The organism is Stenotrophomonas lacuserhaii (genome assembly GCF_039674585.1).
In the GTDB taxonomy this organism is placed as follows: domain Bacteria; phylum Pseudomonadota; class Gammaproteobacteria; order Xanthomonadales; family Xanthomonadaceae; genus Stenotrophomonas; species Stenotrophomonas pennii_A.
Map to the genome: position 1 here is coordinate 1 of NZ_JBDJNU010000041.1, position 22,387 is coordinate 22,387.

The 22,387-nt window shown below is 68.4% G+C and carries 22 protein-coding genes; 6 read left to right on the top strand and 16 right to left on the bottom strand.

The genetic code is table 11. From position 1 onward, the window contains the following. Positions 1 to 445: 445 nt before the first annotated feature. Positions 446 to 850, top strand: a complete 405-nt coding sequence (locus ABE522_RS14120) for a hypothetical protein (RefSeq protein WP_042613274.1) — start codon at positions 446 to 448, stop codon at positions 848 to 850. Between the two features lie 59 nt (positions 851 to 909). On the opposite strand, the gene ABE522_RS14125 is transcribed toward ABE522_RS14120, so the two are convergent. Then, positions 910 to 2,535 carry an acyl-CoA dehydrogenase family protein gene (locus ABE522_RS14125; RefSeq protein WP_346592235.1) on the bottom strand — a complete coding sequence of 542 codons (1,626 nt, stop codon included), beginning with the start codon at positions 2,533 to 2,535 and terminating at the stop codon, positions 910 to 912. A 110-nt stretch (positions 2,536 to 2,645) separates the two neighbouring features. Here ABE522_RS14125 and ABE522_RS14130 point away from each other — a divergent pair, with 110 nt between their 5' ends. From ABE522_RS14130 to pdeM, 4 genes are read left to right on the top strand one after another with little or no spacing between them, the layout of a single operon-like run. Then, on the top strand, positions 2,646 to 3,644 hold the full coding sequence (locus ABE522_RS14130; RefSeq protein WP_346592236.1) for a ligase-associated DNA damage response exonuclease: 999 nt from the start codon (positions 2,646 to 2,648) through the stop codon (positions 3,642 to 3,644). Beyond that, positions 3,641 to 5,245, top strand: a complete 1,605-nt coding sequence (locus ABE522_RS14135; RefSeq protein ID WP_346592237.1) for an ATP-dependent DNA ligase — start codon at positions 3,641 to 3,643, stop codon at positions 5,243 to 5,245. Before ABE522_RS14130 ends, ABE522_RS14135 begins: the two co-directional genes overlap by 4 nt. Next, the gene (locus ABE522_RS14140; RefSeq protein WP_346592238.1) at positions 5,242 to 7,698 is read left to right on the top strand and encodes a ligase-associated DNA damage response DEXH box helicase; all 2,457 of its coding nucleotides are present in this window, start codon (positions 5,242 to 5,244) and stop codon (positions 7,696 to 7,698) included. The genes ABE522_RS14135 and ABE522_RS14140 overlap by 4 nt, the downstream gene beginning before the upstream one ends. After that, entirely contained in the window at positions 7,688 to 8,332 is a 645-nt protein-coding gene (gene pdeM, locus ABE522_RS14145) for a ligase-associated DNA damage response endonuclease PdeM (protein ID WP_346592239.1), read from the top strand. The genes ABE522_RS14140 and pdeM overlap by 11 nt, the downstream gene beginning before the upstream one ends. Positions 8,333 to 8,819: 487 nt before the next feature. Here the strand turns inward: pdeM and ABE522_RS14150 are convergent, their stop codons facing one another. The 9 genes from ABE522_RS14150 to rlmD form a co-directional block, all read right to left on the bottom strand. Further along, positions 8,820 to 9,086, bottom strand: coding sequence for a hypothetical protein (locus tag ABE522_RS14150; protein WP_346592240.1), 267 nt, complete (start codon positions 9,084 to 9,086; stop codon positions 8,820 to 8,822). A gap of 170 nt (positions 9,087 to 9,256) precedes the next feature. Beyond that, a complete protein-coding gene (locus ABE522_RS14155) occupies positions 9,257 to 10,519 on the bottom strand; it encodes an FAD-dependent oxidoreductase (protein WP_346592241.1) in 1,263 nt (420 codons plus the stop codon). An 80-nt stretch (positions 10,520 to 10,599) separates the two neighbouring features. Beyond that, the gene (locus ABE522_RS14160; RefSeq protein WP_042614976.1) at positions 10,600 to 10,803 is read right to left on the bottom strand and encodes a cold-shock protein; all 204 of its coding nucleotides are present in this window, start codon (positions 10,801 to 10,803) and stop codon (positions 10,600 to 10,602) included. A gap of 89 nt (positions 10,804 to 10,892) precedes the next feature. Next, positions 10,893 to 11,639: an S-methyl-5'-thioinosine phosphorylase gene (locus ABE522_RS14165; protein WP_346592242.1), complete on the bottom strand. Its 747-nt coding sequence runs from the start codon at positions 11,637 to 11,639 to the stop codon at positions 10,893 to 10,895. Then, positions 11,639 to 12,196 carry a hypoxanthine-guanine phosphoribosyltransferase gene (locus ABE522_RS14170; RefSeq protein ID WP_101099608.1) on the bottom strand — a complete coding sequence of 186 codons (558 nt, stop codon included), beginning with the start codon at positions 12,194 to 12,196 and terminating at the stop codon, positions 11,639 to 11,641. Before ABE522_RS14170 ends, ABE522_RS14165 begins: the two co-directional genes overlap by 1 nt. Next, positions 12,196 to 13,203 carry a beta-N-acetylhexosaminidase gene (gene nagZ / locus ABE522_RS14175; RefSeq protein WP_346592243.1) on the bottom strand — a complete coding sequence of 336 codons (1,008 nt, stop codon included), beginning with the start codon at positions 13,201 to 13,203 and terminating at the stop codon, positions 12,196 to 12,198. The genes ABE522_RS14170 and nagZ overlap by 1 nt, the downstream gene beginning before the upstream one ends. A gap of 67 nt (positions 13,204 to 13,270) precedes the next feature. After that, a complete protein-coding gene (locus tag ABE522_RS14180) occupies positions 13,271 to 13,972 on the bottom strand; it encodes a DsbA family oxidoreductase (protein WP_346592244.1) in 702 nt (233 codons plus the stop codon). Positions 13,973 to 14,057: 85 nt separating this feature from the next. Beyond that, positions 14,058 to 14,573 carry a CYTH domain-containing protein gene (locus ABE522_RS14185; RefSeq protein WP_346592245.1) on the bottom strand — a complete coding sequence of 172 codons (516 nt, stop codon included), beginning with the start codon at positions 14,571 to 14,573 and terminating at the stop codon, positions 14,058 to 14,060. A 72-nt stretch (positions 14,574 to 14,645) separates the two neighbouring features. After that, complete coding sequence (gene rlmD / locus ABE522_RS14190; protein WP_346592246.1) at positions 14,646 to 15,980, bottom strand: 23S rRNA (uracil(1939)-C(5))-methyltransferase RlmD; 1,335 nt, start codon at positions 15,978 to 15,980, stop codon at positions 14,646 to 14,648. 126 nt (positions 15,981 to 16,106) lie between these two features. Here rlmD and ABE522_RS14195 point away from each other — a divergent pair, with 126 nt between their 5' ends. Beyond that, on the top strand, positions 16,107 to 16,841 hold the full coding sequence (locus ABE522_RS14195) for an Hpt domain-containing response regulator (RefSeq protein WP_346592247.1): 735 nt from the start codon (positions 16,107 to 16,109) through the stop codon (positions 16,839 to 16,841). A gap of 10 nt (positions 16,842 to 16,851) precedes the next feature. Here the strand turns inward: ABE522_RS14195 and recO are convergent, their stop codons facing one another. The 6 genes from recO to lepA are packed head-to-tail and all read right to left on the bottom strand — an operon-like array spanning position 16,852 to position 22,225. Continuing rightward, a complete protein-coding gene (gene recO, locus ABE522_RS14200; RefSeq protein WP_346592248.1) occupies positions 16,852 to 17,574 on the bottom strand; it encodes a DNA repair protein RecO in 723 nt (240 codons plus the stop codon). Positions 17,575 to 17,598: 24 nt separating this feature from the next. Further along, positions 17,599 to 18,495 (bottom strand): GTPase Era, encoded by an 897-nt coding sequence (gene era / locus ABE522_RS14205; protein ID WP_057507294.1) that lies wholly within the window; start codon positions 18,493 to 18,495, stop codon positions 17,599 to 17,601. Beyond that, positions 18,492 to 19,175: a ribonuclease III gene (gene rnc / locus ABE522_RS14210; protein WP_101099601.1), complete on the bottom strand. Its 684-nt coding sequence runs from the start codon at positions 19,173 to 19,175 to the stop codon at positions 18,492 to 18,494. Before rnc ends, era begins: the two co-directional genes overlap by 4 nt. Continuing rightward, positions 19,165 to 19,548, bottom strand: coding sequence for a DUF4845 domain-containing protein (locus ABE522_RS14215; RefSeq protein ID WP_042615281.1), 384 nt, complete (start codon positions 19,546 to 19,548; stop codon positions 19,165 to 19,167). Before ABE522_RS14215 ends, rnc begins: the two co-directional genes overlap by 11 nt. Before the next feature lie 30 nt (positions 19,549 to 19,578). Then, positions 19,579 to 20,373 carry a signal peptidase I gene (gene lepB, locus ABE522_RS14220; RefSeq protein ID WP_346592249.1) on the bottom strand — a complete coding sequence of 265 codons (795 nt, stop codon included), beginning with the start codon at positions 20,371 to 20,373 and terminating at the stop codon, positions 19,579 to 19,581. Positions 20,374 to 20,431: 58 nt separating this feature from the next. Then, positions 20,432 to 22,225: a translation elongation factor 4 gene (gene lepA / locus ABE522_RS14225; protein ID WP_042615285.1), complete on the bottom strand. Its 1,794-nt coding sequence runs from the start codon at positions 22,223 to 22,225 to the stop codon at positions 20,432 to 20,434. Positions 22,226 to 22,387: the final 162 nt, after the last annotated feature.

The following is a 22,387-nucleotide window of genomic DNA, read 5'->3' on the forward strand; positions in this document are numbered from 1 at the left end:
ATCCATGGCGCTCAACGCCCCCGCCCAGCCCCACCGCCCGGCCCCCTGACAGGTTCCGGTGGCCGCCACCCGCGTAAGAAAAAGAAGAAAAGCGGTAGCGCCGAGCCATGCTCGGCGAGCGCAGCGGACCGTTGGCGGAACCAGTCCGCCGACCATGGGTAGGCGCTACCGAAGGGCCCATGGCCCCCATGGACCTGTCGAAGGTTGGGCGGGGTGGGTGTGCAGGACCGTCTTTTCGCATGGATGCGAAAAGCGAGCCTCCATGGACGGATTCACGGCGTGTCCTGCACAGCCACCCCGCCCCACCAAACCCTCAGCCCTGCAGCCGTTGCCGTTGCCGTTGCCGTCGGCTTCGAAGCCGCGCGCAAGCGCAGAAACTTCACCCGCCCTAGACCGGTCGATGAATAGGCTGGCGATCCCTGAAACCCTGATCCTGGAGCGCGCCATGAAGATCCGCACCCTGACCACGTCCCTGTTGGCCTCCGCGCTGGTTCTCGGCCTGGCCGCCTGCAAGGGCCCCGAAGCCGAACAGGCGCGACAGGATGCCGCCCAGGCCGCCGACAGCGCCGGCGTCGCCGCACGCGATGCCGTTGATCGCGCCGCCGCCGCGACCCGCGATGCCACCGATGACGCCGCCGCCGCCTCCCGCGAAGCCGCCGCCGATACCCAGCAGGCACTGGACCGCGCAGCGGATTCGACCGCCGCCGCGGCCGCTGAAGCCAAGGTTGCCGCCAAGGATGCGGCCGCCAATGCCAGCGAAGCTACCGCCACCGCGGCACAGAACGTGGCCGACAAGGCCCGCGACGTCGCCGACGACGCCAAGGACAACGCCGACCACAGCCAGCACTGATCGCCTCCTTCCACCTGGCGGGCGCCGGCGCAGGCCGGCGCCTTTCTTTTTGCCCGCGGTCAGGGCAACGCGCGTGCCAGTATCGCCGCGCTGTCGATTCCCAGCGGCAACGTGCCGAAGGCCAGGCCGTGTTCACCGCCCAGCCGGCTGCGCACGAACGTGGCCACGAACGGACTGCCCGCGCGCAGCAGGATCGAGCCCTGCAGCAGCAGTGCCAGCCGCTCGCAGTACACACGCGCCAGTGCGGGCTCCGGTGGCAGCGCGGTCCACCAGCGCGACATCGCCTCGTCGAAGGTCGCATCCAGTCCGCTGCCGGCCAGCAGCTCCTCATGCAGTGCCTGCAACGCCGCCGGCTCGCGCTGCAGCGCACGCAGCACGTCCAGGCACTGGATGTTGCCGCTGCCTTCCCATATCGAATTGAGCGGCGCCTGCCGGTACAGCCGCGGCAGCATCGACTCTTCCACGTAGCCCGCTCCGCCCAGGCATTCCTGCGCCTCATTGACGAACGCCGCCGCGCGCTTGCATAACCAGTACTTGCCCAGCGCGGTGCCGACCCGTGCCAACAGGGCCTGGCGCGGATCGCGCGCCGCGCGGTCCACCGCCGCCGCTACATGCAGGGCCAGCGCGGTCGCCGCTTCGGATTCCAGTGCTAGGTCGGCCAGCACGTTGGCCATCAGCGGGTGGTCACACAGGCGTTGTCCAAAGGTGTGCCGATGACGCGCGTGGTGCAGCGCCTGCGCCAGCGCCATGCGCATTTCCGCGGCAGCGCCGAGCATGCAGTCCAGCCGGGTCATCATCACCATGTGGATGATGGTTGCCACGCCACGCCCTTCCTCGCCCACCCGCCAAGCCTGGGCGCCGGTGAATTCCACCTCGCCGGAGGCGTTGGACCAGTCGCCCAGCTTGTCCTTCAACCGCATCAACTGGAACGCGTTGCGGTTGCCATCGGCCAGCCGCCGCGGCATCAGCAGGCAGGTCAGGCCTGCCGGCGCCTGGGCCAGCACCAGGAAGCCGTCGGACATCGGTGCGGAGAAGAACCACTTGTGCCCGACCAACCGGTAGCTGCCATCCGCGCCGGGCTCGGCGACGGTGGCATTGGCGCGCACGTCCGATCCGCCCTGCTTCTCGGTCATGCCCATGCCCAGGGTGATGCCGGCCTTGTCGGCGATCGGCACATCGCGCGGGTCGTACACCGGCGCGGCCGCCTTGCGTGCCCACTCCGACAGCACCGGATGGTCGGCCAGCACCGCCACCGCCGCGTGGGTCATGGTCAGCGGGCAGCTGGTCCCGGCTTCGGCCTGGTGGTGCAGGTAACTCAGCGCGGCACGCGCCACGTGCGCGCCGGGCTGCGGCTCGTGCCAGGACAGCCCGGCCACGCCGTGTTCCTTGGCCGTGTGCAGCAGCTGGTGGTACGCCGGATGGAACTCCACGGTGTCGATGCGATGGCCCTGCGCATCGTGCGTGCGCAGGCGCGGACGATCACGGTTGGCATCGAAGCCGAGCCGGTACAGCGCATCGCCCGCGAGCCGTCCGTACGCTGCCAGGCGACCGGCGAAGGTCGATGCGCCGCCCCGGTCCACCGCTTCCACCAGCGCCGCATCATCGGCCCACAGGTCGCGGCCGGCGAACGCGGGCGGTTGGTTCTGCACGAGGTGGGTCTGGAACGGTGCTGCTTGGTCGCGCATGGTGGAACGCCTCCCTGGCCGCATGGCCCTTGATTCTGCCCCAGCGCGGGAGGGGCTGCTGTTCAGGCGGATTCTCACCTCCTGCACGAATGGCCCGGCACAGTGATGGCATGAGCAGACGCGACGATCTGGTGGTGCTGCGTCCGGAAGGACTGTACTGCCCCGCTGGCGATTTCCACATCGATCCCTGGCGGCCGGTGCCGCGCGCGGTGATCACCCATGGCCACGGCGACCACGCCCGCGGCGGCATGCAGGAATACCACTGCAGCCCGTCCAGCGAAGCCATCCTGCGCTGGCGGCTGGGCGACGTGCGCATCCACACCCACCGCTGGGGCGTGCCGTTCCGGATGGGCGGCGTGGAGGTCTCGCTGCATTCGGCCGGCCACGTGCTGGGCTCGGCACAGGTGCGCATCGACGACGGCGAGCAGGTCTGGGTGGCGTCCGGCGACTACAAGCGCCAGCCCGATCCCACCTGCGATCCCTTCGAGGTGGTGCCCTGCGATACGTTCATCACCGAAGCCACCTTCGCCTCGCCGATCTACCGCTGGCCCGATACCTCCGAGGTGGCCGCCGACATCGTTGCCTGGCGCCGCGAATGTGGCGAACGGGGCGAAGCGGCGATCCTGCTCTGCTATGCCTTGGGCAAGGCACAGCGGGTGCTTGCCGAGCTGCTGCCGTTGGACGACCAGCCGGCCTGGCTGCACGGGGCGATCGACAACGGCGTGCAGGTGTATCGCCAGGCCGGCATCCCGATGCTGGCCACCCAGGCGGTGGCCGAACAGGGCCGCCAGCCCGATTCAGCCGGCCGCCTGGTGCTGGCCCCGCCATCGGCTGCGGGAACGCCGTGGGTGCGCCGCTTCGGCCGCCACCAGCTGGGGTTTGCCTCCGGCTGGATGCACCTGCGCGGCAACCGCCGCCGCCGCAACGTCGACCGCGGCTTCGTGGTGTCCGACCATGCCGACTGGCCGGCGCTGCTGCAGACCATCGCGCAGACCGGCGCCACCCGGATCATCGCCACCCACGGCAATACCGATGCATTGATCCGCTACCTGCGCGAAAACGGCACCGCCGCCGAAGCCTTCCGCACCGACTACGGGAGCGAAGAATGAAGGCTTTCGCCGATCTGTACCAGCGCCTGGACCGCAGCACCGCCACCGGCGACAAACGCGCCGCGCTGGTCGACTACTTCCGCCACGCACCCGCGCACGACGCCGCGTGGGCGTTGTACCTGCTGAGCGGCGGCAAGGTCGGCGGCGCGCGTCGCAGGATCGCTGCCAGCGGTGAACTGCGTGCGTGGTTGGCCGAGGAATCCGGACTGCCGGCATGGCTGGTCGAAGACAGCTACGAACAGGTCGGCGACCTGGCCGAAACGCTGACCCTGCTGGTGGATGAGCCGCGCCAGCCAGCACTGGATCGCCCGTTGGTGGACTGGATCGAAACCCATCTGCTGGCCGTGGCCAACCAGGACGAATCGATCCGCCGCGCCGCCGTGGAAACCGGCTGGCGCACGCTGCCTGCGCCGCAGCGGCTGGTGTTCAACAAACTGCTCACCGGCGCGTTGCGGGTCGGCGTATCGCAGCGTCTGGTGCAACAGGCGCTGGCCGAACTGTCCGGGCTGGATATCGCCCGCATCGCCCAGCGCATGCTCGGCGACTGGGTGCCCTCGCCCACCCTGCTGGCGACGCTGTTGACGCACGAAGAACTGCCGCTGGACCGCCAGCAGCCCTACCCGTTCTTCCTCGCATCGCCACTGGAAGCGGACGTGCAGACGCTGGGTCCGGTCGCCGACTGGCTGCTGGAATGGAAGTGGGATGGCATCCGCCTGCAGCTGCTGCGCCGGCAGGGCGAGGTCGCGCTGTGGTCACGCGGCGAAGAGCGGCTGGACGGGCGTTTTCCGGAAATCGAACAGGCCGCCGCCGCACTCCCCGATGGCTGCGTGATCGACGGTGAGCTGCTGGCCTGGGACGCGGAGGCGGACCTGCCGCGTGCCTTCACCGCCCTGCAGACGCGCATCCAGCGGCGCAAGCCGGGGCCGGCAACGCTGCGCAGCACGCCGGTCCGTGTGCTCGCCTACGATCTGCTGGAAGAAGGCGGCGAAGACCTGCGCAACGTGCCGCTGCAGCAGCGCCGGCAACGCCTGGCTGCGCTGCTCGGCGCGCTGGATGATCCCCGCCTGCAGCTGTCTCCGCAGGTCCATGCCGGGGACTGGCAGCACGCCGCCACCCTGCGCGAAGAAGCCCGCGTGCGCGGCGTGGAAGGCCTGATGCTCAAGCGTGCCGATTCGATCTACCAGGCCGGCCGCCGCCGTGGTGACTGGTGGAAGTGGAAGGTGGACCCGCTGACCATCGATGCGGTGCTGCTGTACGCGCAGGCGGGCCATGGGCGGCGCAGCACGTTGTACACCGATTACACCTTCGGGGTGTGGCAGGGTGACGAACTGGTGCCGGTCGCCAAGGCCTACTCCGGCCTGGACGACAAGGAAATCCTCGCGCTGGATCGCTGGATCCGCGCCAACACGCGCGAACGCTTCGGCCCGGTGCGCAGCGTGCGTGCCGAACAGGTGTTCGAGCTGGGCTTCGAAGCGGTCAATGTCAGCAAGCGGCACAAGTCCGGCATCGCCGTGCGCTTCCCGCGCATCCTGCGCTGGCGCCAGGACAAGCCCGCCGCCGAAGCCGACCATCTCCAACAGCTGCAGGCCCTTGCGCGATGACCGCAGCCGAGGCGCTCAAGCGCCTGCAGGGCTTCTTCGCCGAGCGCGGCTGGCGGCCGCTGCCGTTCCAGCGCACGATGTGGCGGCACTACCTGGCCGGTCAGTCCGGCCTGCTGCACACGCCCACCGGCAGCGGCAAGACCCTGGCGATGTTCGGCGGCCCGTTGCTGCAGGCGCTGGTCGATCCCCTGCCCGCGCCGGCCCGTCGCAGCGCGGTGCGGCCGTTGCAGGTGCTGTGGGTGACGCCCCTGCGCGCGCTGGCCACGGACACCGCACGCGCACTGCAGGCGCCGTTGAAGGCCATTGGCCTGGACTGGCAGGTGGGCCTGCGCAGCGGCGATGCCAGCAGCCGCGACAAACGCCTCGCCCGCGAAGGCCGGTTGGACGTACTGGTCACCACCCCGGAATCGCTGGCGTTGTTGCTGAGCTACCCCGATACGCTGGCGCGCATGCGCCAGCTGCGCTGCGTGGTGGTGGACGAATGGCATGAACTGCTGGGCAGCAAGCGCGGCGTGCTGCTGCAGCTCAACCTGGCCCTGCTGCGCGACACCGCACCGGCGATGCAGCTGTGGGGCCTGTCGGCCACGCTGGGCAACCTGCCGCAGGCCCGCGCGGTGCTGCTGCCTGATCGTCCGGATGCGGTGACCGTGGAGGGGGCCAGGCCGCGCCCGGTACGTGTGCGCAGCCTGCTGCCCGAGCCGGGCGAGCGCTTCCCGTGGGCCGGCCACCTGGGGCTGGGGCAGCTGCCGCGCGTGCTGCAGGCGCTGATGGGCGCGCGCAGCAGCCTGCTGTTCACCAATACCCGCGCGCAGGCCGAACTCTGGCACCAGGCGCTGTCTGCGGTGTGGCCCGAAGACAGTGCCACGCTGGCGCTGCACCATGGTTCGCTGGATCCCGCACTACGCCAGCAGGTAGAGGACGGACTACGCGCCGGCGCCCTGCGCTGCGTGGTTGCTACGTCGAGCCTGGACCTGGGCGTGGATTTCCCGGAAGTGGAACAGGTGCTGCAGCTGGGCAGCCCGAAGGGCGTGGCGCGGCTGCGGCAGCGCGCCGGACGTGCGCGGCATCGCCCTGGCGCCAGCGGCGAGATCCTCTGCGTGCCCAGCCATGCACTGGAGCTGGCCGAGTACGCTGCCGCGCGCCGCGCCCTCGCCGCCGGCGTGGTCGAGGCACGGCGCCCGCTTCGGCTGTCGCTGGACGTGCTGGCCCAGCATTGCATCAGCCGCGCGCTGGCCGGCGGCTTCGACGCCGACGCGCTGCTCGCCCAGGTGCGCCGCACGCATGCCTTCGCGCAACTCAGCGACGCGCAGTGGCAGGACGTGCTGTTGTTCATCGTGCAGGGCGGGCGGGCGCTGGCGCAGTACCCCGATTTCCACAAGGCGGTGCAGGACGAGGATGGCATCTACCGCGTGCACGACCGACGCCAGGCCCTGCGCCATCGCCTTTCCATCGGCACCATCAGCAGCGACGGCAGCGTGCGCGTGCAGTTCCTGCGTGGCGGCAGCCTGGGCGCGGTGGAAGAGCAGTTCGCCGGCCGCCTGCGCCGTGGTGATCGCTTCCAGTTCGCCGGCCGCCTGCTCGAACTGGTACAGCTGAAGGACATGACCGCCTACGTGCGCGTGGCGCGCGGTGGAGAAGGCGTGGTGCCGCGCTGGCAGGGCGGCCAGCTGGCGTTGTCGCCTTCGCTGGGGCGTGAAATGGAAGCGGTGCTGGGCGGTGACGACGACAGCCCGGAATCGCGCTGGCTGGCACCCCTGCTGGCCCTGCAGGACACCCTGTCGGCGCGGCCTGCGCCGGATCACCTGCTGGTGGAAGCCGTGCGTCGTCGCGAAGGCCAGTTCCTGTTCGTGTACCCGTTCGCCGGCCGCCACGTGCATGAAGCGCTTGCGGCGCTGCTGGCGCTGCGCTGCACGCGGCTGCAGCGCAACAGCATCGGCTATGCGGTGAACGACCACGGGCTGGTGCTGGCGCCGGCACTGCCCATCGACCTGGATGCGGCGCAGTGGAACGCACTGCTGGACCCTGGCGCGCTGCTTGATGACCTGCGCGCGGCGGTCAACCTGGGGGAGCTGGCACGCCGCCAGTTCCGCGGCATCGCGCGGGTGTCGGGCCTGCTGGTACCCAGCCTGCCGGGCGGCATGCCGCGTTCCCTGCGCCAGCTGCAGGCCTCCGCCGGCCTGCTGTACGACGTGCTGCGCGAACACGATCCGGAACACATGCTGCTGCAGCTGGCCGAGCACGAAGTACTGCATGACAGCCTGGACGTGGACGGACTGCGCGACGCGCTGCAGCGGATGCAGCGCCGCTCGCTGTCGCTGCAGGCGCCGCGCTCGCTGACGCCGCTGGGCTTCCCGCTGTGGGCCGAACGGCTGCGCGGCCAGCTGAGCAACGAAGACTGGCGCACGCGCGTGCTGCGTGCTGCGCAACAACTGGAAAAGCGCAATGCCCGATGACCTTGTCCTGCAGCTGGCCGGCGAACAGGTGATCCTGCTTGGCGAGCGCGCGCTGCAGATACCGCGACTGCACGCGCTGCTGATCGCCGACCTGCACCTGGGCAAGGCCGACATCTTCCGCCGCGCCGGCATCGCGCTGCCGGTGGGCGGCACCGCCGCCGACCTGCAGCGGCTGCAGCAGCTGGTTGAACGTACCGCCTGCGAGCAGCTGTGGATCCTGGGCGATGTGCTGCACGGCCCGCTGCACCGCGCGCCGTGGTACAGCCATTGGCTGGCCTGGCGCGAGCAGCGGCCCCGGCTTACGGTCCACGTGGTGCGCGGCAACCACGACCGCGCGCTGTCCGAAGCCGCCCTGCAGGTGCAGGTGCACGAAGGGCAGGCCGCACTGGGTCCGTTCCTGCTGCGCCACGAACCGGAGCCGGATGCGCAGGCCCACGTGATTGGCGGCCACCTGCATCCGCTGGCCGCGCTGCCGGGGTTGCCGCGTCGGCTGCCGGCGTTCTGGCTGCGCGATCAGGTGACGGTGCTGCCGGCGTTTTCGCAGTTCACCGCCGGGGTGGTGCCGGTGTTGGCGGCCGGCGAGCGGTTGGTCGCATGCGTGGACGCTGCGGCGGTGCTGTTGCCTTCGCGGTAGGTGGGTCGAACGGGTGGGACCCCCTCGCGGGTGGCTTTCAGAGCTGCAGCTGGGGGGCGACCGGGCGGTGGGGCTGTGCGGGGGACGGCAAATGCCGCTCCTGCGGGCCTCGTTTCGCGCCATCCATGGCGCGGGTACACGTCATCGCATTCGCGCTGCCGCTCCCACGCTTTGCTGCGCAAACCGCGGGCCCCGTCTCACCAACACCCACACCCCGCCGCTTCGCGGCCGCCCCTGACTCAGGGGCTCCCTCCACCCGACACAACACGGCGCTACCCCTGCTCTGTCCATGGCCACCATGGACCTGTCGAAGGTGGGGCGGGGTGGGTTGGCGGGGGTGTTGAGCGCCATGGATGGCGCGAAACAAGGCCCGCAGGAGCGGCTCTTGCCGTCCCCCGCCAACCCGCCCCGCCCCACTAACAAGGAGCCCTGCAGCTGTTGCTCTGGCTGTTGCTCTGGCTTCAAGCCCGCGCGCAGCGCAAAACACTCATGCGACCGCCAGCATCTCCGGCATCAGTCGAAAATCCGGCCCGCCGCTTTCAACCCGCCGCGGCAACGCCCGGATCGTGGCCAGCATCTCCTGGGCGCACGTGCGGATGTACCCGTGCTCCTCCGGGGAGGAATGACTGATCAGGCTGCCGACATGGAATTCGAAGACATCTTCCAGCACGTCCGGCTGGTCTTCGTGCAGCATCTGCAGCAACCCGCGCAGTTTGCAGATTTCCGATTCCAGCGCTTCAGCCGAGAACAACATGGGGGACTCCTTGCAGGCGGCTCGCCCGAGCCAGAGGGGGCAGCAGCACGGGCCACCCGCCGGGGCGCGATGCAGGATCACGGAAGTGCGGGGACCACGCGTTGCGTGCGTACCCTGCTGTTGTGCCATGAACGGGGTGAGCCGACCGTCAACTCCGGTCATGGCGGCGTTCACGCCACCGACAACGCAGCCTCCGCTGCCGCCTCGCGCGGCGCGCCCAGTGCATCGATGAACGCCGGATCCAGCGGCAGTTTCCCCAGCCAGCCGCGCTGGGTGCCGCTGAGTACGCGCAGCATGTGGCCACGGCCGCCCGGCAGGCGCCCCATCGGCCCCAGCAGCACGTCCCGGGCCTTCGACCAGGCGTCGCGGTCGGACTGGAACAACGGCGTCAGCCAGCGGCTCCAGTAGTGGTACACGGCCACGTGGGCGCGCCGCTGCGCCTGGTAGGCCTGCAGGGCGGCCTCGCCCTTGCCGTGGACGCGCAGCGCGTCACGCAGGGCCAGCGCGTCCAGCAGCGCCATGTTCACCCCCTGCCCCAGCTGCGGGCTCATGGAATGCGCGGCATCGCCGGCCAGCACCAGCCGGCCGTTGTGCCAGCGCCGCATCACCGCATCGCGGTAGGAGGCACGCGCCAGCTGCCCGGCCTGCTGCAGGTGGGCGAAGCGCGGGCCGGCCTCCGGCCACAGCGCATGCAGTTCATCCAGCCACGGTTGCAGGCCATCGGCCTCCCAGTGCGCGAAGTCTTCGCGTGGCAGGCTCCAGAAGAAGCTCAGCCGCGGCGTGGCATCGCCGGGGCGCGTGCCCACCGGCAGCAGGCCGATCATCTTGCGCGCCGCCACGTAGCGCTGGCGCAGTTCGCTCACGTGCGGCCAATCTTCCGCCGGCAACAGGCACCACAGCGCGCCCCATGGGTAGACCCGGTCCAGCGACGTCCCCCCGACCTGCGCACGCAGGGCCGATGCCGAGCCGTCGGCGGCGATCACCAGGTCATACGGACCGTGCTGTCGCCCTTCGCCATCACGCAGCAGCCCGCGCTCGTGGTCGACCGATGCGATGGTGACGCCAGCATGCAGCTGCCCGAGGCCGTCACGCGCCTGGTGCAGCAGCTGGAACAGCGCGCCACGCTGCATGCCCAGTCCGTGCAGGCGCGCATCCAGGCCGTCGTAGCCCATGTCCATCACCGCCCGTCCGCAGGGCGTATCGCCGTGCAGCCGGTGCACCGGTGCGGCGTGCGCGCGCACCGCATCCAGCAGGCCCATCCGCCACAGCACCTGCAGGCCGCTGGGCTGCAGCAGGAAGCCGGCGCCGACCGGCCCGGGGTGGGGGGCGCGCTCGAAGATGTCGACGTGGTGTTCGTCGCGGGACAACAGAATGGCCAATGCCTGGCCAGCGGTGCCGTAGCCGATGACGGCGATGCGCATGCGGGGATCCATCCGACGATTGTGCCTGATCCGCGCGGCAGGCAAAAAAAAACCCCGCCGAGGCGGGGTTCTCCAACACGCGACTGGATGGATCAGGCGGGCTGGATGTTGGATGCCTGGTCGCCCTTCGGGCCCTGGGTCTTTTCGAAGGTGACTTTCTGGCCTTCCTGCAGGGACTTGAAGCCGTTGCCCTGGATGGCGGAGAAGTGCGCGAACAGATCAGCGCCGCCGTCGTCCGGAGTAATAAAGCCAAATCCCTTGGCGTCGTTGAACCACTTCACGGTACCTGTTGCCATGTTGATGCGAGACCTTTGCAATGAATGGGTGGTGTGCGCAAAAACCCTGCGCACGGGGCGAGTATGCAAACCTTGCCCGAGGATGACAATCACCCCCGTGCCAATTCCCCGATCAGCTCGGGCAATCCGTTGGACGCGGCCTGCACGTTGGACAGCACTTCGGCCATCGTGATTTCCTCCCCATCGCCACACCCGGCGGCCCAGTTGGCCACGATCGCAAGGCAGGCGTAGTCAAGCCCGAGCTCACGCGCCAGGGCCGCTTCGGGCATCCCGGTCATGCCGACCAGATCGCAGCCGTCACGGCGCAGACGCGCGATTTCCGCAATGGTTTCAAGGCGGGGGCCCTGCGTTGCGGCATAACAACCGCCGTCGTGCACCGTGACGCCGGTCACCTTTGCGGCGGCGAGAATTTTGCTTCGCAGCATCGGCGTGTACGGGTGACCGAAGTCCACGTGCAGGACCTCGCTGCCGGCCTCTTCACACACGGTGGAGATCCGGCCCCAGGTGTAGTCGATGAGCTGGTCCGGGCAGGCCAGCACGCGCGGCCCAAAGGCATCGCCGATGCCGCCGACCGTATTCAGCGCCAGCACGCGCGGTGCGCCGATCTGCTGCAGTGCGGCAAGATTGGCGCGGTAGTTGATCCTGTGCGGCGGCAGCGAATGGCCCTCGCCATGGCGGGCCAGGAAAGCGACCCGGTGGCCCAGCAGGCTGCCGACCCGGATTGGACCGGACGGCGTACCGAAGCGGGTTTCCACCTCGTGGGTCTGCACGTCATCCAGCGTGGCGAGGTTGTAGACACCGGTGCCGCCGATGACCGCCAGGGCGATGGGCTGCATCAGCCTTCCTTCATCGCGTAGATCGCCGGCACGCAGCGCAGGGTCTCGTTGACGTCCATCCCGAAGCCGAACACGTAGCGGTCCGGCAGCTCCACGCCGGAATAGTCGGCCTGCACGTCAGGCAGCGCGCGGTCGTGCTTCTTCACCGTCAGCGCAGCGATGCGCACGTCGGTGGCGCCCTGCTCCAGGCACCAGGTGCGCACGCCCTGCAGGGTGTAGCCCTCGTCCAGGATGTCGTCCACCAGCAGCACGCGGCGGCCGAACAGCGCGGTGGCCGGCTTGTGCTTCCACACCAGGTCGCCGCCGGTGGTCTCACCACGGTAACGCGTGGCGTGCAGGTAATCGAACTGCACGTCCTGGCCGCGCGCGCCCAGTTCCAGTGCCAGTTGGCCGGCGAACGGCAGCGCGCCATGCATGATCGACAGGAACAGCGGCACTTCGCCCTTGTAATCGCTGGCGATGGCGTCGGCGATGCGGCCGATGGCCTGGTCGATGGTGGGGCGGTCGACCAGCAGGTCGGCCTGTTCCAAGGCCTGGGAAATGGTGAGGTTGGGCATCAGACGGTTCTTCCAGAGGATTCAAGAAAACGGGTTCGGGTGTCGCCATGCCGGGCATCGGCCAGCAGGCCGTCCCAGCCAAGCGCGCCGCGGCCGATCAGGCCGAGCAGCGCGGCGGTGTTCGAGGTTCGATGCTGCATGGCCTGCAGCGCATCGTCCACCAGCTCGGGATGGCAGACCAGCACCACATCGCAGCCGGCATCCAGATGGGCGTCGACGCGGGCCTTCACGCCGCCGGCGCTGAACGAGGCGGCCATGCCGATGTCATCGGAAAACACCACGCCACGGAAGCCGAGCTGGCCACGCAGGATGTCCTGCACCCAACGTCGCGAGTAGCCCGCCGGTTCCGGGGCCACCTGGGGGTAGATGACGTGGGCCATCATCACCGCGTCGGCGCCGGCGGCAATGCCGGCCACGAAGGGCACCAGGTCCCGCGCCTGCAGTTCATCCAGGCCGCGCGGATCGATCGCGGTGTCGACGTGGGTGTCTTCCAGCACGCTGCCATGGCCGGGGAAATGCTTGAGCGTGGCGGCCATGCCCGCGCTGTGCATGCCGCGCACGTAGGCGGCGGTGAAGGCGGCCACCACCTGCGGATCTTCGCTGAACGCGCGATCCCCGATGGCGCGGTTGCCATGACCCAGGTCCACCACCGGCGCGAAGCTCAGGTCCACGCCGCTGGCGCGCACCTCGCTGGCCATCAGCCAGGCGTGCTGTTCGGCGGCGGCCAGCGCGGCCTGTGGATCCTGTGCGTAGCCCAGGCCGAGCTGCTGCAGCGGCGGGAGATCGGTGAAGCCTTCGCGGAAGCGCTGCACGCGTCCGCCTTCCTGGTCCACGCAGATCAGCTGCGGACGCGGGGCGGCCTCACGGATCGCGGCGGACAGCGCAGCGATCTGCTGGCGGGAGGCGAAGTTGCGCTTGAACAGCACCACGCCGGCCACGGCATCGTGCTGCAGCCACTCACGCTCCTGGGCGGTCAGTTCGGTACCGGCAACGCCGATCAGCAGCATGTTCAGGTCTCCACGGCAGGCGCCACGATGGCGCAGCGCCGCATTGTCGCAGAAGCGTGGCCCAGCGTCAGACCTTGCAGCCGTCCGCGCCACACCCGTCTCCAGCGTCCAGCGCGCCGGAAGCGGCGGCTGCGCTGTGTTCGGCGGCGATCTGGCGCAGCGCCTGGGCGATCGCTTCCGGCGATTGCGCACCCTGGATTGCCCAACGGCCGTCGATGACGAAGGTCGGCACCGAGGTGATGCCGATGGCATGGGCGTGCTGCAGGCCTTGCTGCACCTCGTCCAGCCCGAGGTCCGAGCCAAGCATCGCCTGGATGTCGTCAGCGGCCAGTCCCCCCTCGACTCCGGCCTGGACCAGCACCTGCGGATCGGCCAGGTTGCGCCCGTGTTCGAAATGCGCGCGGAACAGCGCCTCGCCCACCGCATCCTGCACCCCATGCTGCCCGGCCAGCCACAGCACGCGGTGCGCCTGCAGCGTGGTCACGCGGACCTGGCCACGGCTGAAATCCATCGGCAGGCCTTCGGCCTGGGCAGTCGCCTGGGTCTGGCCCAGCAACTGGTTGGTGCGCTCGGCACCGCCGAACTTGCGCGCGTACGCCTCGCGCAGCGGCACCGGCGTGGTGTCTGCATCCGGATCCAGCTGGAACGGCTGCCAGCGCACCTGCAGCGCGGGCGCCTCATCGCCGAGCAGGGCGAGGCCCTGCGCGAAACGGTGCTTGCCGATCCAGCACCACGGACACACCACGTCGGAATAGATATCGATCTTCATCCCCCCGACATGGGGACGGCCGCGCCCCGAAAAAGGGGGCGGACGGGAGGACGTCGTTTATGGCGGGCCGGCGCTCGGGAGTCGGCTACGCCGTCCCATCGCCTTTCTGTTCGGGAGACCAGCGGGTGTAAGGGTGGGAAGCCAGCGCGACGTTGTAGTAGCGGGCCTGGTCGGTGACTTCGCGGCCGGCCCACGCGGGCAGGCTGATCGCCTGCTCAGGGTCATCCAGCTCCACTTCGGCCACTACCAGGCCGGCGTTGTCGCCGAGGAATTCGTCGACTTCCCACAGCAGGCCGTCGTGCTGCACCAGGTGGCGGCGCTTGTCGATCAGCCCGCCCACGCACAGCGCCAGCAGCTCACGCGCGTCCTGCACCGGTATCGGGTACTCGAACTCCTGGCGGCTGCGGCCCAGCGTGCGCGATTTCAGGTTCAGCGCCGCGCCGTCACCTTCGATGCGCACCCGCACCGAGGCCTTCTGGTCGCCGCGGTCCAGCGCGCCCATGTCGTTGATATAGCCCTGCGCCATCGGGATGACCGCATGCGCCGCCGCCCGCCATCCGTCACCGGTGACGAGGAATTTCCGTTCGATTTCAATGCCCATGGGGAGATTATGCGGGAAGGGCGTGACGACCAACGGTCGTCACCCACCACGGCCAACGGTCGTCCCTCCCGATCAGGCTTTTTCGAATACCGCGATGCTTTCCACGTGCGCGGTATGCGGGAACATGTCCATCGCCCCGGCGCTGACCAGGGTGAAGCCGCGCTCCTTGACCAGGTAGCCGGCATCGCGCGCCAGCGACCCCGGATGGCAGCTGACGTAGACGATGCGCTTGAACTGCTCCAGCGGCAGCTGCTGCAGCACTTCGATGGCACCCGAGCGCGGCGGATCCAGCAGCAGTTTGTCGAAGCCTTCCAGCATCCACGAGGCCTGGCTCTGGTCCTGGGTCAGGTCCGCGGCATGGAAGCTGGCATTGGCCAGCCCGTTGCGCTGCGCGTTCTCCTTCGCCCGCGCCACCAGCCCGGCATCGCCTTCCACGCCGACCACTTCGCGCACGCCGCGGGCCAGCGGCAGGGTGAAGTTGCCCAGGCCGCAGAACAGGTCCAGCACGCGCTCGTCCGGGCCGGCATCCAGCAGCGCCAGCGCATGCTCGATCATCTTCACGTTGAGGTTGGCATTGACCTGGATGAAGTCCAGCGGGCGGAACGCCAGTTCCACGTCCCATGGCGCCAGCCGGAACGACAGCGGGACCTCCTGCGGCCACAGCGGGTGGACCGAATCCACGCCGTCGGGCTGCAGGAAGATGGCGAATCCGTGTTCCTGCCCGAACGCGATCCAGGCCGCGCGATCAGCCTCGCTGAGCGGCTGCATGTGGCGGATGGTGAGCGCGATCGCATCGTCGCCGGCGATGAATTCGATCTGCGGGATGTCGCGACGGCCATCCAGCGATTCGACGAATGCGGACAGCACCGACACCCTGGTGCCGATCTCCGGGATCACCGTCAGGCACTGCGACAGGTCCGCTACGAAGCGCGGATCCAGCTCGCGGAAGCCGACCAGGGTCTTGTCCTTCTTCTCGACCCGACGCACAGAGAAGCGTCCCTTGCGGCGATAGCCCCAGCTGTCGCCCACCAGCGGCGGCAGTACCTGCTGCGGCTGCACGTGGCCGATGCGCTGCAGGTTGTCCATCAGCACCCGCTGCTTGGCCACGATCTGCTCGCTTTCTTCCAGGTGCTGCAGCACGCAGCCGGCACAGACGCCGAAATGCGGGCACTTCGGCTGCACGCGCAGCGGCGAGGCTTCCACCACTTCGACCGTGCGCGCCTGGTCGAAATGCTTGCTGCGCGCGGTCTGTTCGGCCATCACCACTTCACCCGGCAGCGCGCCGGTGATGAAGGTGACCTTGCCACCTTCGCCATCACGGCGGGCAACGCCGCGGCCGTCGTGGCTCAGGTCGAGGATGTCGGTTCTGAAGAGGGTGCGGTCGATGCGGGAACGTTGACGGGCCACGTGGCGAAGGGCTGCGCGTGAAAAAGGGCGCGTATTGTCTCAGATGAGGGCGAAAGTCGCCTCTCCACCCTTGCAAGGCGGCGCGCGCTGGTTAATATGCAGCGTAGCTGACATGGAGGCAGCCTTATGCAGACGAATACGCCGCGCCCCGCGCGCCCCCGTTTCCTGCTGGTCGAGGACGACATCATCACCTGTGGGTTCCTCAAGGCCGCGCTGGAAACGCTGCCGGCGGACGTGGATACCGCCGACTCGCTCAGTGCCGCGCTCGCCCGTGCCCATGTGCGGCACTACGACCTGTGGCTGATCGATGCGAACCTGCCTGACGGTCATGGCAGCGAGCTGCTGCTGCAGCTGCGCCGGCAGCACCCGGACACCCCGGCGCTGGCGCATACCGCCGACCGCGACGCGTCCGCGCATGGCCGCCTGCGGGACGCCGGATTCGGCGACATCCTGGTCAAGCCGCTGGGCCGCGACGCCCTGCTCAAGGGCGTGCGTCGCAGCCTGGGCCAGGGCGCGCGTTACCCCGTCGACAGCGCACCGATCCAGGCGATGCTGCTGAACGAGGCCCAGGACTGGGACGAGATCACCGCGCTGGCCGCCCTGAACGGGCAACGCAACCATCTGGTGGCACTGCGCGAGCTGTTCCTGGCCGAACTGCCGAGCGTGCGGGATGCCGTCGACCAGGCAGTGGACCGCCATGACGAGCCGGCCCTGCGCAACCAGCTGCACCGGCTGCAGGCCAGTTGTGGTTTTGTCGGCGCCGCCCGCCTCAGCCGCGCGGTGCGCACCCTGCACCAGATGCCGGCTTCGGACCTGGCCCAGGCCAGCTTCCGCGATGCGGTGGCCGCCCTGCTGCACTGACTCTGCCCCCTCAGCGGCGGCGTGCCAGGTCGTCCAGCAGTTCCCAAGATTTCAGCCCGCGCGATCCCAGGTGGTAGGCCAGCACGACCCGCATCGGCAGGCGCAGGCTGGCCAGGTCATCGGCACCGGGTTCTTCATCCCGCGCCAGCGCCAGCAGCGCGGCCCCGGTTGCCGTCCCCCTCCGCCCTTCCCCGTCGCGTTCGCTGAGCAACCGCCGTGGGCCCTCCTGCGGATCCAGCAGATACCGCGCGGCCGGGTCCACGGCGCTGCCATCGCTGGCGAAGGCCAGGTCGAAACCCACCCCCAGCGCTTCCAGCAGGTCGCGTTCGAAACGACGCAGGCTCCAGGCCAGCGAAAGCTCCAGGCTCAGCCGTGCGCGTACCTCGCCGTAGGCCCGGTACAAGTCCGGTAGCGGGTCGTGCCGCGGCGCCAACCGCATCACCAGCTCGTTCAGATAAAAGCCGGCCAGCATGTCGTTGCCAGCCAGGCGCGGTGCGGCGTCCAGCGCCTCGGCGCCGCGCAGCTGCGCCAGGTCACCGCGCTGGACCGCATCGAAGCGGATCCACTGCAGCGGCTGCAGCGCCGCGCGCAGCACTTGTCCTTTCGCACTGGATACGCCGCGGGCAAGCAGCCCAAGCCGCCCGTGCGAGGCGCTGAGCACCTCCACCAGCAGGCTGGTCTCGCGGTAAGCCCGCGCATGCAGGACAAAGCCCGGTTCGGACGCGATCTGCATCAGGGCCAGCCGCGCAGGCGCTGCTTATTCGTAACCGAAGGCCTTCAGCGCGGCCTCGTCGTCGGACCAGCCCTCGCGCACGCGCACCCAGGTTTCCAGGAACACCTTGGCACCGAACAGACGCTCCATCTGCATCCGCGACTTGGCCCCGATGTCCTTCAGGCGGGTACCGCCCTTGCCGATCACGATGGCCTTCTGCCCTTCGCGTTCGACCCAGATCACCGCGCCGATGCGCAGCAGGTTGCCGTCTTCGGTGAAGCGCTCGATCTCCACCGTGGTGGCGTACGGCAGTTCTTCGCCGAGCTGGCGCATCAGCTGCTCGCGCACCAGTTCGCCGGCCAGGAAACGCTGGCTGCGATCGGTGATTTCGTCTTCGCCGAACATCGGCGGGGCTTCCGGCACCAGCGCCAGCACGTCGCGCACCAGTGCTTCCAGGCCGTTGCGCTTCTGCGCCGAAATCGGATGTACCGAAGCGAACTCGCGGCCTTCGGTGATCTGCTGCAGGAACGGCAGCAACGCGGCCTTTTCCTTCATGCGGTCCACTTTGTTGACCACCAGCACCACCGGGATGCCGGAATCACGCAGCACGTTGAACGCCAGGCTGTCTTCTTCGTCCCAGCGGCCGGCTTCGATGACCAGCAGGCCGGCATCGACGCCTTCCAGCGATCCACGCGCGGCACGGTTCATCACCCGGTTCATCGCCCGCTTCTGCACCTTGTGCAGGCCGGGCGTGTCGACCAGCACCAGCTGGCCTTCGGGATAGGTGGCGATGCCCAGCAGCCGGTGGCGCGTGGTCTGCGGCCGGTTGGAGACAATGCTGACCTTGGCCCCTACCAGTGCATTGGTCAGGGTCGATTTGCCCACGTTGGGGCGGCCGATGACAGCAACGCTGCCGCAACGATGGGGGGTCTGTTCGGTCACTTTGAATCCACCAGTAGGTCAAGCGCGGCCGCAGCCGCCTGTTGTTCGGCCAGCCGCCGCGAGGAGCCTTCGCCCTCGGTACATACGGCCGGTTCTGTCAGGTTGCAGCGTACCCGGAAGGTCTTGGCATGGTCGTCACCGGATTCTGACACCAGTTCGTACGCCGGCAGCGCCTTCTGTCGGCCCTGCAGCCATTCCTGCAACCGGGTCTTGGGGTCTTTCTCCGGCCGGCCGGTCGCCGGCAGGGCGTCCATGGCCGCATCGAACCAGGGCAGTACCACCGCGCGGCAGGCATCGAAGCCCGCGTCCAGGTAGATCGCCGCCACCACCGCCTCGAAGGCGTCGGCGAGGATCGAATCGCGCCGGTGGCCGCCGGTTTTCATTTCGCCGGCGCCCAGTACCAGCCGTTCGCCCAGCTTGAGTTCACGGGCGCGCTCGGCCAGCGCGCCTTCGCGCACCAGTTCGGCGCGGCCGCGGGTCAGTGCGCCCTCGTCGGCTTTCGGCCAGCGCGCATACAGCGCCTGCGCCACCAGCATGTTGACGATGCTGTCGCCGAGGAACTCCAGGCGTTCGTTGTTCGGTACGCCGGCAGACCGGTGCCGCAGGGCCTGCGTGAGCAGGTCCGCATTGGCGAAGGGGTGGCCGATCAGGTCACCACGTTGGAAGGTTTTATTCGACACCGCTACGGCTGAGGTCCTGGGTTGAGTCGAACTTGCCGACCACGTCGATGTTGCCGATCAGCGGACGCCGCACTTCGTAGTTCACGCGCATGGTCCAGCCATTGTCCTTGCGGTCGAACTTCACGTTGGCAGGCTTCACGTTCTCGGAGTAGTTGATGTACAGGCGCTTGAACAGCAGCTTCTGGATGTTGGCCGGTTGCATGCTGCCGATGCCGGGCTCATTGGCCAGGCTCTTCATCGCCGAACGGACGGCATAGTTCTCCTGGTACATCGGGAACAGCTTCATCCCGACGTAAAGGAAGAAGCCGACCACGATCAGGACCACCAGGAAGGAGGTCAGGGTAATGCCGCGTTGCGCCTTCATGCTGTTCATTGCGTTTCTCCCCAGATACGCGTGGATGAATCAATTGACGCCCGAGCCGATCCGCGACGGCTCGAAACCGTCCTTGCAGAACCAGCCGGAGCAGTTGAGCCAGATCAGGAACGCCTTGCCGCGCAGGTTCTGCTCCGGCAGCAGGCCCCAGAAACGGCCGTCATCGCTGTTGTCACGGTTGTCGCCCATCACCAGGTACTGGCCCGCCGGAACGGTCCATTCCCCCTGGCCGGCAGGATACGCCGTCTCCAGCACGGTGTGGGTACGGCCCGGCAGCTTTTCGACCAGCAGGCTGGAGCCTTCGCCATGGCCACGATGGCCGGCGTAGATGCCCTTGTCTTCGTACTCCACCGGCTGGCCGTTGAGGACCAGGCCGTTGCCTTCGAAGGTGATCTGGTCACCCGGCACGCCGATCACGCGCTTGATGAAATTCTCGCCCTTGTTCGGGTCCTGCTCGTCGTGGCCCGGGAAATGGAACACCACCACGTCGCCACGTTCTGGTTCGCTGACCGGCACGAACTTGGTGTTGGTCAACGGCAGGCGCAGGCCGTAGGCGAACTTGTTGACCAGGATGAAATCACCGATCAGCAGGTTCGGCATCATCGAGCTGGACGGGATCTTGTACGGTTCGGCGATGAAGCTGCGCACCACCAGCACGATCGCCAGCACCGGGAAGAACGCGCGCGAGTAGTCCACCAGCGCCGGTTCGGTGTCCAGCAGGCCGGCACGCCGCGCACGGCGGCGGGCGAAGTACAGCTTGTCGGCAAGCAGGATCAGGCCGGAGGCCAGGGTCAAGGCAACCAGGAGGAACTCAAACGCTTTCATTCAATGTCCTTTGCAGCGTCGCGGGGCCAAGCGGCCCGGTAAGGGGCCGACTGTACCGTTACTTGTTGTCCATCTGCAGCACGGCCAGGAAGGCTTCCTGCGGAATCTCCACGCGGCCCACCTGCTTCATGCGCTTCTTGCCTTCCTTCTGCTTCTCCAGCAGCTTCTTCTTGCGCGACACGTCGCCGCCATAGCACTTGGCAAGAACGTTCTTGCGCATGGCCTTGACAGTGGTGCGGGCAATCACCTGCGAGCCGATCGCGGCCTGGATGGCCACGTCGAACATCTGCCGGGGAATCAGTTCCTTCATCTTCTCGCACAGCTCGCGGCCGCGACGATCGGAGTGCGAACGGTGGACGATAAGCGACAGGGCGTCGACCTTGTCGCCATTGATCAGCACGTCCACGCGCACGAACGGACCGGCATCGAAGCGCACGAAAGCGTAATCCAGCGACGCATAGCCGCGGCTGACCGACTTCAACTTGTCGAAGAAGTCCAGCACCACTTCGGCCATCGGCAGCTCGTAGCTGATCTGCACCTGGCTGCCCAGGTAGTTGATGCCGAGCTGGCTTCCGCGCTTTTCCTCGCACAGCTTGATGATGTTGCCGATGTATTCCTCGGGGGTGAGGATGTTGGCGCGGATGATCGGCTCGCGGACTTCCTGCACCTGGTTCACCGGCGGCAGCTTGGCCGGGTTGTCCATGTTGACGATGCTGCCGTCGGTCTTGAGTACTTCATAGACCACGGTCGGCGCGGTGCTGATCAGGTCCAGGTTGTACTCGCGCTCCAGGCGCTCCTGCACGATTTCCATGTGCAGCATGCCAAGGAAGCCGCAACGGAAACCGAAGCCCATCGCTTCGGAGCTTTCCGGCTCGAAGCGCAGCGCGGCATCGTTCAGGCGCAGCTTGTCGAGTGCTTCGCGCAGGTCGGGGTAGTCTTCGGCATCAACCGGGAACAGGCCGGCGAACACGCGCGGCTGCATCTCCTGGAAGCCCGGCAGCGGCTTGGGCGCCGGATCGCCGGCCATGGTCAGCGTGTCGCCGACCGGCGCGCCGTGCACGTCCTTGATGCTGGCCGTCACCCAGCCCACTTCACCCGCGCGCAGGGCCGGCAGCACCTTGCGCTTGGGGGTGAACACGCCGACGTTGTCGACCTGGTGGTTGCGGCCGGTGGACATCACCTGCAGTTTGTCACCGGCCTTGATCTCGCCCTGCATGACGCGCACCAGCGACACCACGCCGAGGTAGTTGTCGAACCAGGAATCGATGATCAGCGCCTGCAGCTTGTCGGTATCGCGCGGCACCGGCGGCGGGATGCGCTTGACGATGGCTTCCAGCACGTCGCGCACGTTCAGGCCGGTCTTTGCACTGACCGGTACGGCATCTTCGGCATCGATGCCGATCACCGCCTCGATCTCGGCCTTGGCACGTTCGATATCGGCGGTGGGCAGGTCGATCTTGTTGATCACCGGCACCACTTCCAGGCCCTGCTCCACCGCGGTGTAGCAGTTGGCCACCGATTGGGCTTCCACGCCCTGGGCGGCATCGACCACCAGCAGCGCGCCTTCGCAGGCGGCGAGCGAGCGGCTGACTTCATAGGAGAAGTCGACGTGGCCGGGGGTATCGATGAAGTTCAGGTGGTAGGTCTGTCCGTCGTCCGCCAGGTACGGCAGCGACACCGACTGCGCTTTGATGGTGATGCCACGCTCGCGCTCGATCGGGTTCGAATCGAGCACCTGCGCTTCCATCTCGCGGGCCTGCAGGCCGCCACACAGCTGGATGATGCGGTCAGCCAGGGTGGACTTGCCGTGGTCGACGTGGGCGATGATGGAGAAGTTGCGGATGTTCCGCATCGAATCAGAGGACATAGAGGTGGCGGCGGCGCCGGGCGTCGTCAGGGTAAACGTTGGATTATCGCACGGGACGAGCGCCGGTAGTGACGGCCGCTGGCCGTCATGCTTCTTGCCTTGGTGGGTGACGACCGTTGGTCGTCACGCCGCTGCGCTCGCCGGGCA

What these genes read in the sequence shown, in the direction of transcription:
- ABE522_RS14160 (WP_042614976.1), bottom strand. Translation starts at nt 10,803, where the DNA reads ATGGCAACAGGTACCGTGAAGTGGTTCAACGACGCCAAGGGATTTGGC.
- ABE522_RS14155 (WP_346592241.1), bottom strand. Translation starts at nt 10,519, where the DNA reads ATGGATCCCCGCATGCGCATCGCCGTCATCGGCTACGGCACCGCTGGC.
- ABE522_RS14170 (WP_101099608.1), bottom strand. Translation starts at nt 12,196, where the DNA reads ATGCCCAACCTCACCATTTCCCAGGCCTTGGAACAGGCCGACCTGCTG.
- ABE522_RS14135 (WP_346592237.1), top strand. Translation starts at nt 3,641, where the DNA reads ATGAAGGCTTTCGCCGATCTGTACCAGCGCCTGGACCGCAGCACCGCC.
- recO (WP_346592248.1), bottom strand. Translation starts at nt 17,574, where the DNA reads ATGCAGATCGCGTCCGAACCGGGCTTTGTCCTGCATGCGCGGGCTTAC.
- ABE522_RS14185 (WP_346592245.1), bottom strand. Translation starts at nt 14,573, where the DNA reads ATGGGCATTGAAATCGAACGGAAATTCCTCGTCACCGGTGACGGATGG.
- lepA (WP_042615285.1), bottom strand. Translation starts at nt 22,225, where the DNA reads ATGCGGAACATCCGCAACTTCTCCATCATCGCCCACGTCGACCACGGC.
- ABE522_RS14180 (WP_346592244.1), bottom strand. Translation starts at nt 13,972, where the DNA reads ATGAAGATCGATATCTATTCCGACGTGGTGTGTCCGTGGTGCTGGATC.
- pdeM (WP_346592239.1), top strand. Translation starts at nt 7,688, where the DNA reads ATGCCCGATGACCTTGTCCTGCAGCTGGCCGGCGAACAGGTGATCCTG.
- ABE522_RS14125 (WP_346592235.1), bottom strand. Translation starts at nt 2,535, where the DNA reads ATGCGCGACCAAGCAGCACCGTTCCAGACCCACCTCGTGCAGAACCAA.
- lepB (WP_346592249.1), bottom strand. Translation starts at nt 20,373, where the DNA reads ATGAAAGCGTTTGAGTTCCTCCTGGTTGCCTTGACCCTGGCCTCCGGC.
- ABE522_RS14195 (WP_346592247.1), top strand. Translation starts at nt 16,107, where the DNA reads ATGCAGACGAATACGCCGCGCCCCGCGCGCCCCCGTTTCCTGCTGGTC.
- ABE522_RS14120 (WP_042613274.1), top strand. Translation starts at nt 446, where the DNA reads ATGAAGATCCGCACCCTGACCACGTCCCTGTTGGCCTCCGCGCTGGTT.
- nagZ (WP_346592243.1), bottom strand. Translation starts at nt 13,203, where the DNA reads ATGCTGCTGATCGGCGTTGCCGGTACCGAACTGACCGCCCAGGAGCGT.
- ABE522_RS14165 (WP_346592242.1), bottom strand. Translation starts at nt 11,639, where the DNA reads ATGCAGCCCATCGCCCTGGCGGTCATCGGCGGCACCGGTGTCTACAAC.
- ABE522_RS14150 (WP_346592240.1), bottom strand. Translation starts at nt 9,086, where the DNA reads ATGTTGTTCTCGGCTGAAGCGCTGGAATCGGAAATCTGCAAACTGCGC.
- ABE522_RS14215 (WP_042615281.1), bottom strand. Translation starts at nt 19,548, where the DNA reads ATGAACAGCATGAAGGCGCAACGCGGCATTACCCTGACCTCCTTCCTG.
- ABE522_RS14130 (WP_346592236.1), top strand. Translation starts at nt 2,646, where the DNA reads ATGAGCAGACGCGACGATCTGGTGGTGCTGCGTCCGGAAGGACTGTAC.
- ABE522_RS14140 (WP_346592238.1), top strand. Translation starts at nt 5,242, where the DNA reads ATGACCGCAGCCGAGGCGCTCAAGCGCCTGCAGGGCTTCTTCGCCGAG.